A 12,969-nucleotide genomic window follows, 5' to 3' on the forward strand; every position below is an offset into this window, starting at 1 on the left:
GTGGCGGCGTTGAAAACCCGGCTCAGGCCGACCAGTCGACCGGCGTGCCGCCGGTGGACGCCAGCCAGCGGTTTACCTGACTGAACGGTTTCGAGCCGAAAAAGCCGCGATAGGCCGACAGGGGGGAGGGGTGCGCGCTTTCAAGGAACAGGTGCCCGTCTCGCGGCAGCTTTGCACAAAGTTTTTGCGCAGGCCCACCCCAAAGGACAAAGGCGCGCGGCCCGTCGGCAGCGGTGGTGGCCAGCACCTGCTGCACCAGCGCTTCCCAGCCCCAGCCCTTGTGGCCATTGGCCTGCCCCTGCGGCACGGTCAGTACGGCGTTCAGCAGCAGGACACCCTGTTCGGCCCAGCCGGTCAGATCGCCGTCGCATTTTGCGACGCCCAGATCGTCGTGCAACTCGGTCAGGATGTTCTTCAGCGAATGTTGCGGGGCCGCGCCGGGCGGAAAGCTGAAAGCAAGGCCGGTGGCGCGGCCCGGTGTGGGGTAGGGGTCTTGCCCGAGGATCACCACACGCACCCTGTCACGCGGCGTCAGATCCAGGGCGCGGAACGGTGATTGCGGCTGCCAGCCGGGCGTGACGCTGAGCCGTGCGGCCAAGGCGGGCCAGTCGTCCCGAAAGAACGGAAGATCCGCCCAGCTTGCAGGGATGTCGAGGCCGCTCACCCGTTGGTCAGCGCCACCAGCGCCTCGACCTTTTGCAGCGCACGGCCACTGTCTATGGCCTCGCGGGCCATTTCCACGCCCTCGGGCAGGCCAGTCGCGCGCCCTGCCACCATCAGCGCGGCGGCGGAGTTCAGCAGAACGGCATCGCGGTAAGCGCCTTCCTCGCCCTCCAGCAGGCGACGGAAGGCCGCGCCGTTTTCCTGCGGCGTGCCGCCGAGGATCGCCTCGAACGGATGGACCGGCAGGCCCGCATCCTCGGGGCTGACCTCGAATTCGCGGATTGCGCCGTTTTCCAGCGCGGCCACAGAGGTCGGCCCGGCAATGGAGATTTCATCGGTCCCGTCGGAACCGTGGACCAGCCAGGCCGCCTCTGACCCCAGTGTCAGCAGGGTTTCCGCCATCGGGCGCAAGAGCGTGGCGCTGAACGTGCCCGTCAACTGCCGCTTCACCCCGGCGGGGTTGGTCAGCGGCCCGAGGATGTTGAAGATGGTGCGCGTGCCAAGTTCGGCGCGCACCGGCCCGACATGGCGCATCGCCGGATGATGCATCGGCGCCATCATGAAGCCGATCCCGGCCTCGTGCAGGCAGCGTTCCACCACATCGGGGCCGATCATCACGTTGAGGCCCATTTCCGAAAGCGCATCCGCCGCGCCGGATTTGGAGGAAAGGTTGCGGTTGCCGTGCTTGGCCACGACGACCCCCGCCGCCGCCGCGACAAAGGCCGTCGCGGTGGAGATGTTCAGCGTGCCCTTGCCATCGCCGCCGGTGCCCACGATATCCATGGCGCCCGTGGGCGCGCTCACCTTGTGGCATTTGGCACGCATCACGCTGGCGGCGGCGGCATATTCATCCACCGTCTCGCCCCGCGTGCGCAGCGCCATCAGGAAGCCGCCCATCTGTGCGGGCGTCGCCTCGCCCTCGAACAGCGCGGCGAAGGCGGTTTCGGCCTCGGCGCGGGTCAGGGCGCGGGTGGCGGCGGTGCCGATCAGCGGCTTCAGCCGGTCGCTCATGCCGACACCTGCGCGCGGTCAAGGAAGTTCTTCAGCAACTGGTGCCCGTGCTCGCTGGCGATGCTTTCGGGGTGGAACTGCACGCCTTCGATAGGCAGCCTCTTGTGACGCAGGCCCATGATGGTGCCATCCTCCAGCCAGGCCGTGACCTCCAGACAATCCGGCAGGCTCTCGCGTTCCACCACCAGCGAGTGATAGCGGGTGGCAAGGAAGGGGGAGGGCAGGCCGCTGAACACGCCTTGCCCGCTGTGATGCATGGTGCCCATCTTGCCATGCACGATCTCGTGGCAGCGCACGACCTTGCCGCCGAACGCCTCGCCAATGGTCTGGTGTCCAAGGCAGACACCCAGCAGCGGGATCTTCGCCTCGGCGGCGGCGGCGGTCAGCGCAAGGCAGATGCCCGCCTGTGCCGGGTCGCAGGGACCGGGGCTCAGCACAATCAGATCAGGGCGCAGCGCCATGGCGGCCTGCACATCCAGCGCATCGTTGCGCCTGACCACCACATCGGCACCAAGCTCGCCCAGATAATGCACGAGATTGTAGGTAAAGCTGTCGTAGTTGTCGATCAGAAGCAGCATCCGGCCGTAACCCATGTATCGCGTTGGGTTCCTTCCATGGTCGTCTGCCGCGATACCCGCAAAATATCTGCCTGCCTGGCCCATACCCTGCCGTCCCGACTTCGGCCGCGAGGAACGTCAGGGAAGCTTATCGTTCATCAGAAGGCGCGGGGCAACCGTGTTCGCGCCCGTCGCGGGCTGGCAGAAAGTCTGCACGGTGACAGCAGCGCAGGGGCCTGTGCGCCTGGCCACCCGGGATTGCGGTGGTGGTGGCTGCAAGACGCTTGCCAGCCGTCCGGCCTTGCGCTATCGCAACGGCATGAATGCACGGATTCGCCCTTTCCAGCTTCCCCGACGCCGACGCAACCGCGTCTGACGTCGCTTTCGCGCGTTCTGCTTCCGGGTGTGACCCGGAAAATCCGGCCCCCCTCTCCCTACATGACACCCTTGCGTTGACATGGGCATGCGCCTTTGGCACCCCTATGGCCTCGCATCCGCCTGAGGATTATCCATGATTACCTCCGTCCTGCCGACCTACAACCGTGCGCCGCTTGCCTTCGTGAAGGGCGAGGGAAGCTGGCTTTTCACCGAGGACGGGGGGCGTTACCTCGATCTGGGCTCGGGGATTGCCGTCAATGCGCTGGGCCATGCCCATCCCGAGCTGGTAAAAACCATCAGCGAACAGGCGGCAAAGCTCTGGCATGTGTCGAACGTCTATCGCATCCCGGAACAGGAGGCGCTGGCCGACCAACTGGTCGAGCACACTTTTGCCGACACCGTTTTCTTCACCAATTCCGGCACCGAGGCGGCGGAACTGGCGATCAAGATGGTCCGCAAATACTGGTACGAGAAGGGGCAGCCCGATCGGATCGAGATCCTGAGCTTTGATGGCGCCTTCCACGGCCGATCGACGGGCGCCATTGCGGCGGCGGGGTCGGAAAAGATGGTCAAGGGCTTTGGCCCGCTGATGCCGGGCTTCCGGCAATTGCCCTTCGGCGATCACGAGGCGCTGCGGGCGGCGATTTCAGACCGCACGGCAGCGGTGATGATCGAGCCGGTTCAGGGCGAGGGCGGCATCCGCACGCTGCCCGACAGCTGCCTGAAAGGACTGCGTGACCTCTGCGACGAGACCGGCGCGCTTCTGGTCTTTGATGAGGTGCAATGTGGCATGGGCCGCACCGGCAAGCTGTTCGCGCATGAATGGGCGGGCGTCACCCCCGATATCATGATGATCGCCAAGGGCATCGGCGGCGGCTTCCCGCTGGGCGCGGTACTGGCGACCGAAAACGCCGCTTCCGGCATGGTGGCAGGCACCCATGGGTCCACCTATGGTGGCAACCCGCTGGCCTGCGCGGTGGGCGGGGCTGTCATGCGCATCGTCTCGGACCCGGCGTTCCTGGCCGAGGTCAACCGCAAGGCGGGCCTGTTCCGTCAGGGGCTTGAGGCGCTGGTGGCGGAACATCCCGACGTGTTCGAAAGCGTGCGCGGGCAGGGGCTGATGCTTGGCCTGAAATGCAAGGCGCCGGTCGCGGATCTGGTGAAGGCGGGCATGGCGGAACATCTGCTGACCGTCGCCGCATCCGACAATGTGGTGCGGCTGCTGCCTGCGCTGAACATCCCCGACGCCGATATTGCCGAGGCGCTGAAGCGGCTGGATGCGGCCGCGGCCGCGCTGTCCGGTCATGCCGGCTGAGGCGGATTACAGCTTTCCGCCGCTGACGCGGTCGGATTACGCGCGGATGCGCGGCTGGCTGGACCAGCCGCATGTCCGCGCCTGGTGGGGCGACCCCGACACTGAAATCGCGCTGATCGACGCCGAAATCGACGGCGACACCGCCGATCTGCGGCTGGTGGCCTATCAGGGCAGGCCCTTCGCCTATGTGCAGGATTACCCCGCCCATCACGACCCGATGCCGCAATATGCGGAATTCCCGCCGGGCACCCGTGCGATGGATACCTTTCTGGGCGATCCGGGGATGCTGGGGCATGGCCATGCCGCGCGCTATCTGAACCTGCGCGCAGCCGATCTGCGGCGGCGCTATCCGGCGGTGGTCATCGATCCCGACCCTTCGAACGAGCGCGCCGTGCGGGCGTATCGACGAGCGGGCTTCCGTGCCATCCGCACCACGACGGGCGAGACGGGCAAGCCCGTGCTTGTCATGGCATTCGATCCGACATTCCCTTCCCTTTGGTAAGATACGCAAGCGGGCGGAAGCCCGTCAGAAAGACCGACAGATGAACCACTTCCTTGATATTCACACCACCTCCGCCACCGATCTGCGCGCGATGATCGACAATGCGCGTGCCATGAAGATCGCCCGCGCCGGGCGTCCCAAGGGCACGCCGGACGATGACCAGCCGCTGAAGGGCCGCATGGTCGCGCTGATCTTCGAAAAGCCCTCGACCCGCACCCGCGTCAGCTTTGACGTCGGTGTGCGCCAGATGGGTGGCGAGACGATGGTGCTGTCGGGCAAGGAAATGCAGCTTGGCCATGGCGAGACCATCGCCGATACCGCGCGGGTGCTGTCACGCTATGTCGATCTCATCATGATCCGCACCTTTGAAGAGGCGACGCTGCAGGAGATGGCGGAACATGCCACGGTTCCGGTCATCAACGGGCTGACCAACCGCACCCACCCCTGTCAGATCATGGCCGATGTGATGACCTATGAGGAACATCGCGGCCCGATCGCCGGCAAGAAGGTCGTGTGGTGCGGCGACGGCAACAATGTCTTTGCCAGCTTTGCTCATGCCGCCGGGCAGTTCGGCTTCGATCTGGCCTTCACCGGGCCTGAAACACTCGACCCCGAGCGGATCTGGCTGGATTTCGCCGCCTCGAAAGGTCATCCGGTCACGGTGGAGCGTGACCCCTACAAGGCGGTCTCGGGCGCCGATCTGGTGGTCACCGATACCTGGGTCAGCATGCATGACCCCGAAAGCGCGAAAGAGCGCCGCCACAACCAGCTGCGCCCCTATCAGGTAAATGAGGATCTGATGGCGAAGGCCAAACCGGATGCACTGTTCATGCATTGCCTGCCCGCGCACCGCAATGACGAGGCGACCAGCGCCGTAATGGACGGCCCGCATTCGGTGATTTTCGACGAGGCGGAAAACCGGCTGCATGCGCAGAAGGCGGTCATGCGCTGGTGCCTGGGCGTCTGACCGGCGCCATTGTCCCCCCGTTTGCGCCAGTGACCGGGGGGATTGTTTCCGGGTCGCAACAATTCCTGCCATTGGCTGCGGATTATGATGGCGTGGCGCAAAATTGCCCCGAATGCGCCGCATCCGATCCGTGAGGCCGCCCGATTTCGGCTGTCCTGTCGTTTCTGAGGCAGAAACGGACGGAGGCCGAAAATGGCCACGATCAATACAGGTTTGGGCGGGCCGCAGGGCGTGGGCGAAGGCAGCTTTCGCGGCAGCGCGCTGACGGCGGGAAATTATGATGACGGCTCGATCCAGGTGAACATCACCTCGGTTTTCGGTGCGTCGGGCATCAACTATTTCGGGACCAATTATACGTCCCTTTATATCAACACCAACGGGCTGATCACCTTTCAGGCGCCGGTCACTGCCTATACGCCTTCGGCGCTGTCCGCGCTGCCCTATCCGGCCATCGCGCCGTTCTGGAGTGATGTGAACATCACCAGCGGTACGGCCAACGGCACCAACAACATCTATTGGGACCTGGACCCGTCCAGCGGCCGCGTCACGATCACATGGCTGGATGTGCGGGCCTACAGCGGCTCCACCTCGGCGCGGAACACCTTTCAGGTGGTGCTGCAACATACCCACGACGGCAATTTCGAGATCGACATGATCTACCAGAAGGTCCAGTGGACCAACGGGTATACCGGCGTGGCGCAGGTGGGTATGACGGATGGCGGGTCGCGCGATTACATCGTTCCCGGCTCGGGCAATTCCTCGGCTTTGACGAACTATCCGAATGCCGGGCTGGACCCGGGCGAACCGAACGGTGTCTGGTCGACACGTTTCCTGAACGGCAATCCGGTGTGTTTCGAAGCGGGCACCCGCATTCACACGCCCGGTGGGCTGCGGCGGATCGAGGATCTGCGCGCCGGGGATCGCGTGATGACGCTGGATGACGGGCCGCAGATCTTGCGCTGGACCGGCGGCGGCATGGTCTGTGCCGAGGGCGAGGCGCTGCCGGTGCGCATCGAGGCCGGGGCGCTGGACAATGACGGCGACCTGAGCGTTTCGGGACAGCATCTGCTGTTGCTGCACGGGGCCGATTGCGAGTTGCTGTTCGGCGAATATGAGGTGCTGGCAGCGGCGCGCGATCTGGTGGGCCTGCCCGGTGTCAGCCGCGAAACCCTGCCACGCCGCTTGCGCTATTGTCATCTGCTGCTGGACCGTCATCAGATGCTGCTGGCGGAAGGCACCGGGGCGGAAAGCCTGCATCCGGGTCCGCAGGCCATGGCCGCATTGCCAGAACGGGCGCGGGCGGCCCTGCATGAAACTTTCCTTCCGTGGGAGCTGGAGCGTCTGGCACGCCAGCCCGCCGCGCGGCGGGTGCTGCGCAGACACGAGGCCCGGCTGCTGGTGATGCAGCGGGCAGGGTTGCGCGGGCCGGGCCTCAGGCCGTTGCCGGTTCCTGCGCCCTGGCTGGCGGCCTGACGGCTCAGGTGCCGCGCGGTTTTGCCCGTGTTGTCGGATCCGCCTCGCGCGGGTCTTCGGGCCAGGGGTGGCGCGGGTAACGGCCGCGCATGTCGCGCCGCACATCGGCATAGGAATTGGTCCAGAACCCCGGCAGATCCGCCGTCACCTGCACCGGCTTGCCACCGGGCGACAGCAATGTGATCTTCAGCGGCAGCCGTTTTGGCCCCACCGTCGGATGCACCGTCACTCCGAACAATTCCTGCAAGCGCACCTCGATCCCCGGTGCCTCGCCCTCATAGTCGATGGGCACCCGCCGCCCCAGCGGCGTCTCGAAATGCGGCGGGGCGAGGCGGTCGAGCATCTGCACCCCCTCCCATCTCAGCGCGCTGCGGATCGGCTCCACCAGATCGAGGCCGCGCAGATCGGCCTCTGTGCGCTTGCCGGTCAGATAGGGCAACAGCGCCTCCTCCGCCAGCAGTGCAGGTTCCGAGACATCGGGCAGGTCTGCCCCGTCGCGGCGACAGAGCGCCGCCCGCACCATCAGCCGCCGTGCGGCGGGAGAGGGCGTGAGGCCGATCAACCGCAAACCGTCGAGCGCCGCACGCGCCAGCGCCTCCGGCGGCGCGTCGGTCCAGTGCCGGTCGTCCAGCACGCAGGCGCCGAAACACTCCTGCCGCCGCGCCACCACGCGGCCCTCGCGTCTGGACCATTCGCAGATGTCGCGCCACACGATCTGATCGCCATGCACCGCGCGCAACTCCGCCTCGGTCAACGCGACCGCCTGCCGGATCGTCGCCTCGCGCAGGTCGCCGTCCAGATCGGTGGCGACCAGAAGCCGTGCGCCCGACAGCGGCTGACCGGCAGCCATCGCCGCGCCCTTGCCACCTGACAGCACCCAGCGCGGCGCCTCGCCCTTGCGGCGCAGGCCCACCCGGTCGGGATAGGCCAGTGATGCCATCTGGCCAAGGTTCAGGCCCTTCGGTGCCTCGGGGACGGCACGGGCCAGCCGCTTCGCCTCGGTGCGGATGCGCTCCACCGTGCCGCGATGCACGGTGCGGCCCTCGCGCTCGATCCGGGCCGGGTCTTTCACCGCCGCCATGCGCAACGCCAGATCGGCGGGGGCATCGCGCAGCGGGTCGCGTTCGGCCAGCAGGGCGGCCAGTGTTGCGGCCTCAATCCCGCCGCCCGCGCGGATCAGCATGTGGGCCAGACGCGGGTGCAAGGGCAGTGCGGCGATCTGGCGGCCGTGGTCGGTGATGCGCCCGTCCTTCAGTGCCTCCAGCCCGGTCAGAAGCGCCTGGGCCTCTCCCAGCACGCCCGGATGCGGCGGGGTGAGGAAGGGCAGGTCGGTCGATCCCCAGACCGCAAGCTCCAGCGCGAGGCCGGTCAGGTCGCCCGCCGCGATTTCGGGCGGGGGGAAGGGCAGCAGCCCGCCTTCCTCGCCCTTCGACCACAGCCGGTAGCAGACCCCCTCCGCCACCCGGCCGGCGCGGCCCCGGCGCTGTTCGGCCTCGGCCCGTGTCACCCGTTCGGTGACCAGCCGCGCCATGCCCGAAGGCGCATCGAACCGCGCCCGCCGCGCCCGCCCGCCATCGACCACCACGCGGATGTCGGGGATGGTCAGCGAGGTTTCCGCGATCGAGGTCGCCAGTACCACCTTGCGCAGACCCGCCGCCGCCGGAGCCAGTGCCGCGCGCTGGGCCGCGAACTCCATCGCGCCGAACAGCGGGCGGATGTCGCAGCCCTTCAGGCCCTTCAGCAGGGCCTCGACCCGCCGGATCTCACCCTCGCCGGGCAGAAAGACCAGCACGCCGCCCTCGGGGCATTCCTCCACCGCCTGCACGACCAGTGCGGCCAGCGCCTGATCGAAGCGCGCGCGCGCGTCCAGCGGCCGGGGCAGCCAGCGGGTTTCCACCGGAAAAGCGCGGCCTTCGCTGGTGATCATCGGCGCATCGCCCATCAGCGCGGCGACAGGCGCGGCATCCAGCGTCGCCGACATGACCACCAGATGCAGGTCGTCGCGCAGCGCGCGCCGCACCTCCAGCACCAGCGCAAGGCCCAGATCGGCACTTAGGCTGCGTTCGTGAAACTCGTCGAAGATCACCGCACCGATGCCATCAAGCCCCGGATCGGATTGCAGCATCCGGGTCAGGATACCTTCGGTCACCACCTCGATCCGGGTGGTTTTCGAAACCTTCGCCTCGCCCCGGATACGGTAGCCGACGGTCTGGCCCACCGGCTCGCCCAGCGTTTCGGCCATGCGCTCTGCTGCGGCGCGGGCGGCAAGGCGGCGGGGCTCCAGCATGACGATGCGACCGGGGCAAAGGCCGGAGGCCAGCATAGCCAGCGGAACCCGCGTGGTCTTGCCCGCACCGGGCGGTGCCTGCACCACCGCCATGCCGCGCGCGGTCAGCGCCGCGACCAGATCGGACAGAACGGCATCAATCGGCAGGGCGGGGGGCGGCAGGATGGGCATGGCCCCAAGGACCAGATCACCGCGCGCGATGCAAGGGGCGTCAGTGCTGGAGGCTTCAGCACTGGGCAAGGATGATCCGCTGCCCTAGGTCATGCCGTATGACAAGGGAAACGAAGTAGCCTGACCTGCCATGACCGATACCCCCATGATCCTGTGGTTCCGCCGCGACCTGCGGCTGGCCGATCACCCGATGCTGACCGCCGCGCTGGCCACCGGTCGACCGCTGATCCCGGTCTTCCTGCTGGACCCAGAGACCGAGGCCATTGGTGCTGCGGCGAAATGGCGGCTGGGCCTGTCGCTCGCCGATTTCGCGGCGCGACTGGAGGGCGTGGGCAGCCGGCTGATCCTGCGGCGCGGAGCCGCGCCCGAGGCGCTGGCGCGGCTGATCGCGGAAACCGGCGCGGCGGGGGTGATGTGGAGCCGCGCCTATGACCCGGCCGCCATCGCCCGCGACAGCGCGGTGAAGGCGATGCTGANNCAGGTGGCCGAAAGCCATCCGGGCTTCCTGCTGGCCGAGCCTTGGCAGGTGGAAACCGGGCAGGGTGGCCCTTACCGGGTCTACACGCCGTTCTGGAAGGCGCTGCGCCAGCGCGACATCGCACCCCTGCTGCCCGCGCCGAAGCAACTGCCGCTGCCCGAAAGCTGGCCCGTCACGGACCGGCTGGAGGATTGGCAGATGGGGGCCGCCATGCGGCGCGGCGCGGCAGTCTGCCTGCCGCATCAGGCCGTGGGGGAGGCGGCAGCTCTGACGCGGCTGGGCGATTTTCTGGACCAGCGGCTTAGCCGCTATGCCGAGGCGCGGGATTTTCCGGCCACGCCCGCCACCTCGCGCCTGTCGGAAAACCTGACCTATGGCGAAATCGCCCCCGCCCGCATCTGGCATGCCGTCATGCACCGGCTGGATGCGGGAGACAGTGGCGCAGGCAAGTTCCTGTCGGAACTGGGCTGGCGCGATTTCGCCTGGCATCTGATCTATCACTTCCCGGCGCTTGCGACCGAGAACTGGCGCGAGGAGTGGGATGGCTTCCCCTGGCGTGGCGACAGTGCCGATGCCGAACGCTGGCGCCGGGGCCTGACCGGCGAGCCCTTCGTCGATGCCGCGATGCGCGAGATGTATGTGACCGGCACCATGCACAACCGAGCCCGGATGATTGCGGCCTCTTACCTGACCAAACATCTGATGACCGACTGGCGGGTGGGGCTGGCGTGGTTTGCCGATTGCCTGACCGACTGGGACCCGGCCTCCAACGCGATGGGCTGGCAATGGGTGGCGGGGTCAGGGCCGGATGCCGCGCCGTATTTCCGCATCTTCAACCCGGCGACGCAGGCAGAAAAGTTTGACCCGAATGCCGTCTATCGGCGCCGGTTTATCGCCGAACTCAGCCGCACACCCCCGGCTGACGCGCTGTCCTATTTCGATGCGGTGCCGCGAGCATGGGCGCTTTCACCCGATGCTGCCTATCCGAAGCCATTGATTGCGCTGGATAAAGGCCGTCAGCGCGCGCTGGATGCCTATGCCGCACGAAAGGCTTGAGTGACAGCCGCGCTTGGGGAATCATCGGCACTGTATGATCCGGGGAGATGTAAGGATGACCACCTTGCTGACGACCGAAGGCCAGCCCGACCTGCCGCGCTATTTCGGTCAGGTAATGAAGGTGCTGGAAAAGCTGCGCGTGGGGCGGATGGAGTTTGTCCTGCCCGATGGCCGCCGCTTTCGGGCAGAAGGCGCCGCGCCCGGCCCGGTGGCCGAGGTGCAGGTGAAGAACCCGGATGTTTTCGCCCGGCTGATCCGCGAGGGGGATCTGGGCTTTTGCGACGCCTATCTGGACGGCGACTGGGATACGCCCGATCTGCAAGCCTTCATGGATCTGGTGCAGGCGCCACCAAACAACGGGGTGAATGACGGTTTTCCAGGCATGGGCCTCGTGCGGTCCTATGAGCGGATGCGGCACTGGCTGCGCGGCAATTCGAAACGGCAGGCCAAACGTAACATCGCCTATCACTACGATCTGGGGAATGATTTCTACCGGCTGTGGCTCGACGATACGATGACCTATTCCAGCGCCCTGTTCCGCAGCGGGCAGGAAAGCCTTGAGGCGGCGCAAGAGGCCAAATACGCCTCAATGTTGCAGCAGATGGGCGCGAGGCGCGGCGATCACCTGCTGGAAATCGGCTGCGGCTGGGGCGGATTTGCCGAACATGCGGCGCGGGCGGGCATGCGGCTGACATGCCTGACCATTTCAAAGGAACAGCACGATTTCGCGCAGGCCCGGATTGCCCGCGCGGGTCTCTCTGACCGGGTGGAGATCCGGCTTCAGGATTACCGCGATGAACGCGGCCAATATGACGGTATCGCCTCGATCGAGATGTTCGAGGCGGTGGGCGAGAAATACTGGCCGGTCTATTTCGGCGCAGTGCGCGACCGGCTGAAACCGGGGCGCAACGCCACGCTGCAAATCATCACCGTGCCCGATGACCGCTTCGTGACCTATCGCAAGACCGTGGATTTCATCCAGAAATACATTTTCCCCGGTGGCATGCTGCCGTCGCCCGCCGCGCTGGCACAGGAAATCGCAGCGGCGGGGCTGGCCTTGAAGGGCCATATCGAATTTGGCGAAAGCTACAGCCAGACGCTGCGGCGCTGGCATGACACATTCAATGCCCGTTGGCCCGAGGTGCGGGCGCTGGGCTTTGACGACCGCTTTCGCCGCATGTGGAACTTCTACCTCACCTCTTGCGCTGGCGCCTTTCACGGCGGAAACTGCGACGTGACGCAGATCACGGTGACGCGGCCCGGCTAGAGGCCGCGCGGAAAGGGACAGATGCCGACGGCAGGCAAGCTTCTGGGCGCGATATTCTTTGCGGCGCTGGCCTATCTGACGGCCGAACTGTTCAAACCCTCGGTGCCAGAAGGCACCTCTTTCGGTAATTTCAGCCTGTATGTCGCGGCAATCGGGCTTGGCAGTGGCTGGTTTGTTATGGGGCCGCGCGCGCCGGAGGGGGGTATGGCACAGGCGATCAGCGCGGGTTTGCAGGCGGCGCTGACGACGGCTTTCTTTGCGCTGCTGGGCTTCGGCATCTACCTCATGCTCGGCAAGGCGCTGCGCAAGATGTACAAGGGCCCCTTCGAGGCGATTACCGGCGTGTTCGAACTGATGGTGGAAAACCTGTTTCTGGTGCTGACGTCGCCGCAGGTCATGGCGGCCCTGCTGGTGGGTGGCCCGCTGTGCGGCATTGCAGTGCATAAGCTGGTACGGCGGCGCTGATGGATTTGTTCTTTTACGGCACGCTGTGCCACCCGCCACTGCTGGAGGCGGTTCTGGGCCGCGCTGTGGTTACTGAACCTGCCACTCTGCCTGGGTATGAGGTGCTCTGGTCCGCCGAGGGGGCGTGGCCGGTGATCCGGCGCGGCGCAGGCGCGGCGCAGGGGCGGCTGATGCGCAATGCCACGGCCGAAGATGTGGCGCGGCTGGATTTCTACGAAGGCGGCTTCGGCTATCGCACCGCTGCGCTGCCGGTCGCGGCGGCGGGGGCCTCGACCGCGCTGGTCTATCTGCCACCCGATGCGGCGCCCGTGGCGGGGCCGTGGTCGCTGGCGAACTGGGTGCGGGACTGGGGCGCGGTGGCGGTGGCGACGGCGCGTGA

12 protein-coding genes and 1 pseudogene are annotated in these 12,969 nt (G+C 66.7%); 9 read left to right on the plus strand and 4 right to left on the minus strand.

Annotated elements, in window-relative coordinates:
* Positions 1–22: 22 nt before the first annotated feature.
* Genes AO684_RS06070 through AO684_RS06080 form a run of 3 tightly spaced genes read right to left on the minus strand, consistent with a single transcriptional unit; the run spans position 23 to position 2,252 of the window.
* On the minus strand, positions 23–664 hold the full coding sequence (locus AO684_RS06070) for a uracil-DNA glycosylase (protein WP_054301843.1): 642 nt from the start codon (positions 662–664) through the stop codon (positions 23–25).
* Positions 661–1,674, minus strand: coding sequence for an anthranilate phosphoribosyltransferase (trpD, locus tag AO684_RS06075; RefSeq protein WP_054301844.1), 1,014 nt, complete (start codon positions 1,672–1,674; stop codon positions 661–663). The genes AO684_RS06070 and trpD overlap by 4 nt, the downstream gene beginning before the upstream one ends.
* Positions 1,671–2,252, minus strand: a complete 582-nt coding sequence (locus tag AO684_RS06080; protein WP_054301864.1) for an aminodeoxychorismate/anthranilate synthase component II — start codon at positions 2,250–2,252, stop codon at positions 1,671–1,673. The genes trpD and AO684_RS06080 overlap by 4 nt, the downstream gene beginning before the upstream one ends.
* A gap of 490 nt (positions 2,253–2,742) precedes the next feature.
* Here AO684_RS06080 and AO684_RS06085 point away from each other — a divergent pair, with 490 nt between their 5' ends.
* The 4 genes from AO684_RS06085 to AO684_RS06100 all read left to right on the plus strand — a co-directional run bounded on the left by AO684_RS06085 (position 2,743) and on the right by AO684_RS06100 (position 6,866).
* Positions 2,743–3,924 carry an aspartate aminotransferase family protein gene (locus AO684_RS06085; RefSeq protein ID WP_054301845.1) on the plus strand — a complete coding sequence of 394 codons (1,182 nt, stop codon included), beginning with the start codon at positions 2,743–2,745 and terminating at the stop codon, positions 3,922–3,924.
* On the plus strand, positions 3,887–4,426 hold the full coding sequence (locus tag AO684_RS06090) for a GNAT family N-acetyltransferase (RefSeq protein ID WP_054301846.1): 540 nt from the start codon (positions 3,887–3,889) through the stop codon (positions 4,424–4,426). Before AO684_RS06085 ends, AO684_RS06090 begins: the two co-directional genes overlap by 38 nt.
* Positions 4,427–4,466: 40 nt before the next feature.
* Positions 4,467–5,393, plus strand: a complete 927-nt coding sequence (argF, locus tag AO684_RS06095; protein ID WP_054301847.1) for an ornithine carbamoyltransferase — start codon at positions 4,467–4,469, stop codon at positions 5,391–5,393.
* 192 nt (positions 5,394–5,585) lie between these two features.
* Entirely contained in the window at positions 5,586–6,866 is a 1,281-nt protein-coding gene (locus AO684_RS06100; protein ID WP_054301848.1) for a Hint domain-containing protein, read from the plus strand.
* Positions 6,867–6,870: 4 nt separating this feature from the next.
* Here AO684_RS06100 and hrpB read toward each other — a convergent pair whose 3' ends face one another.
* Complete coding sequence (gene hrpB / locus AO684_RS06105; protein ID WP_054301865.1) at positions 6,871–9,324, minus strand: ATP-dependent helicase HrpB; 2,454 nt, start codon at positions 9,322–9,324, stop codon at positions 6,871–6,873.
* 130 nt (positions 9,325–9,454) lie between these two features.
* Here hrpB and AO684_RS22170 point away from each other — a divergent pair.
* The 5 genes and pseudogenes from AO684_RS22170 to AO684_RS06125 all read left to right on the plus strand — a co-directional run.
* A partial coding sequence (locus tag AO684_RS22170) for a deoxyribodipyrimidine photo-lyase (protein ID WP_235451220.1) occupies positions 9,455–9,800 on the plus strand: 346 nt, incomplete at its 3' end.
* 2 nt (positions 9,801–9,802) lie between these two features.
* Positions 9,803–10,858: pseudogene (locus tag AO684_RS06110) on the plus strand (deoxyribodipyrimidine photo-lyase); the annotation flags it as partial.
* Positions 10,859–10,913: 55 nt separating this feature from the next.
* A complete protein-coding gene (locus AO684_RS06115; RefSeq protein ID WP_054301850.1) occupies positions 10,914–12,125 on the plus strand; it encodes a cyclopropane-fatty-acyl-phospholipid synthase family protein in 1,212 nt (403 codons plus the stop codon).
* Positions 12,126–12,146: 21 nt separating this feature from the next.
* Positions 12,147–12,590 (plus strand): TrgA family protein, encoded by a 444-nt coding sequence (locus tag AO684_RS06120; protein WP_054301851.1) that lies wholly within the window; start codon positions 12,147–12,149, stop codon positions 12,588–12,590.
* Positions 12,590–12,969 (plus strand): gamma-glutamylcyclotransferase family protein (locus AO684_RS06125; protein ID WP_161805990.1); only part of this gene is annotated, 380 nt, incomplete at its 3' end. The genes AO684_RS06120 and AO684_RS06125, both read left to right, overlap by 1 nt.

The sequence above is a fragment of the Gemmobacter sp. LW-1 genome (assembly GCF_001303875.1).
Taxonomy (GTDB): Bacteria; Pseudomonadota; Alphaproteobacteria; order Rhodobacterales; family Rhodobacteraceae; genus Gemmobacter; species Gemmobacter caeni.

What these genes read in the sequence shown, in the direction of transcription:
- trpD (WP_054301844.1), bottom strand. Translation starts at nt 1,674, where the DNA reads ATGAGCGACCGGCTGAAGCCGCTGATCGGCACCGCCGCCACCCGCGCC.
- AO684_RS06080 (WP_054301864.1), bottom strand. Translation starts at nt 2,252, where the DNA reads ATGCTGCTTCTGATCGACAACTACGACAGCTTTACCTACAATCTCGTG.
- AO684_RS06085 (WP_054301845.1), top strand. Translation starts at nt 2,743, where the DNA reads ATGATTACCTCCGTCCTGCCGACCTACAACCGTGCGCCGCTTGCCTTC.
- AO684_RS06090 (WP_054301846.1), top strand. Translation starts at nt 3,887, where the DNA reads ATGCGGCCGCGGCCGCGCTGTCCGGTCATGCCGGCTGAGGCGGATTAC.
- argF (WP_054301847.1), top strand. Translation starts at nt 4,467, where the DNA reads ATGAACCACTTCCTTGATATTCACACCACCTCCGCCACCGATCTGCGC.
- AO684_RS06100 (WP_054301848.1), top strand. Translation starts at nt 5,586, where the DNA reads ATGGCCACGATCAATACAGGTTTGGGCGGGCCGCAGGGCGTGGGCGAA.
- hrpB (WP_054301865.1), bottom strand. Translation starts at nt 9,324, where the DNA reads ATGCCCATCCTGCCGCCCCCCGCCCTGCCGATTGATGCCGTTCTGTCC.
- AO684_RS06115 (WP_054301850.1), top strand. Translation starts at nt 10,914, where the DNA reads ATGACCACCTTGCTGACGACCGAAGGCCAGCCCGACCTGCCGCGCTAT.
- AO684_RS06120 (WP_054301851.1), top strand. Translation starts at nt 12,147, where the DNA reads ATGCCGACGGCAGGCAAGCTTCTGGGCGCGATATTCTTTGCGGCGCTG.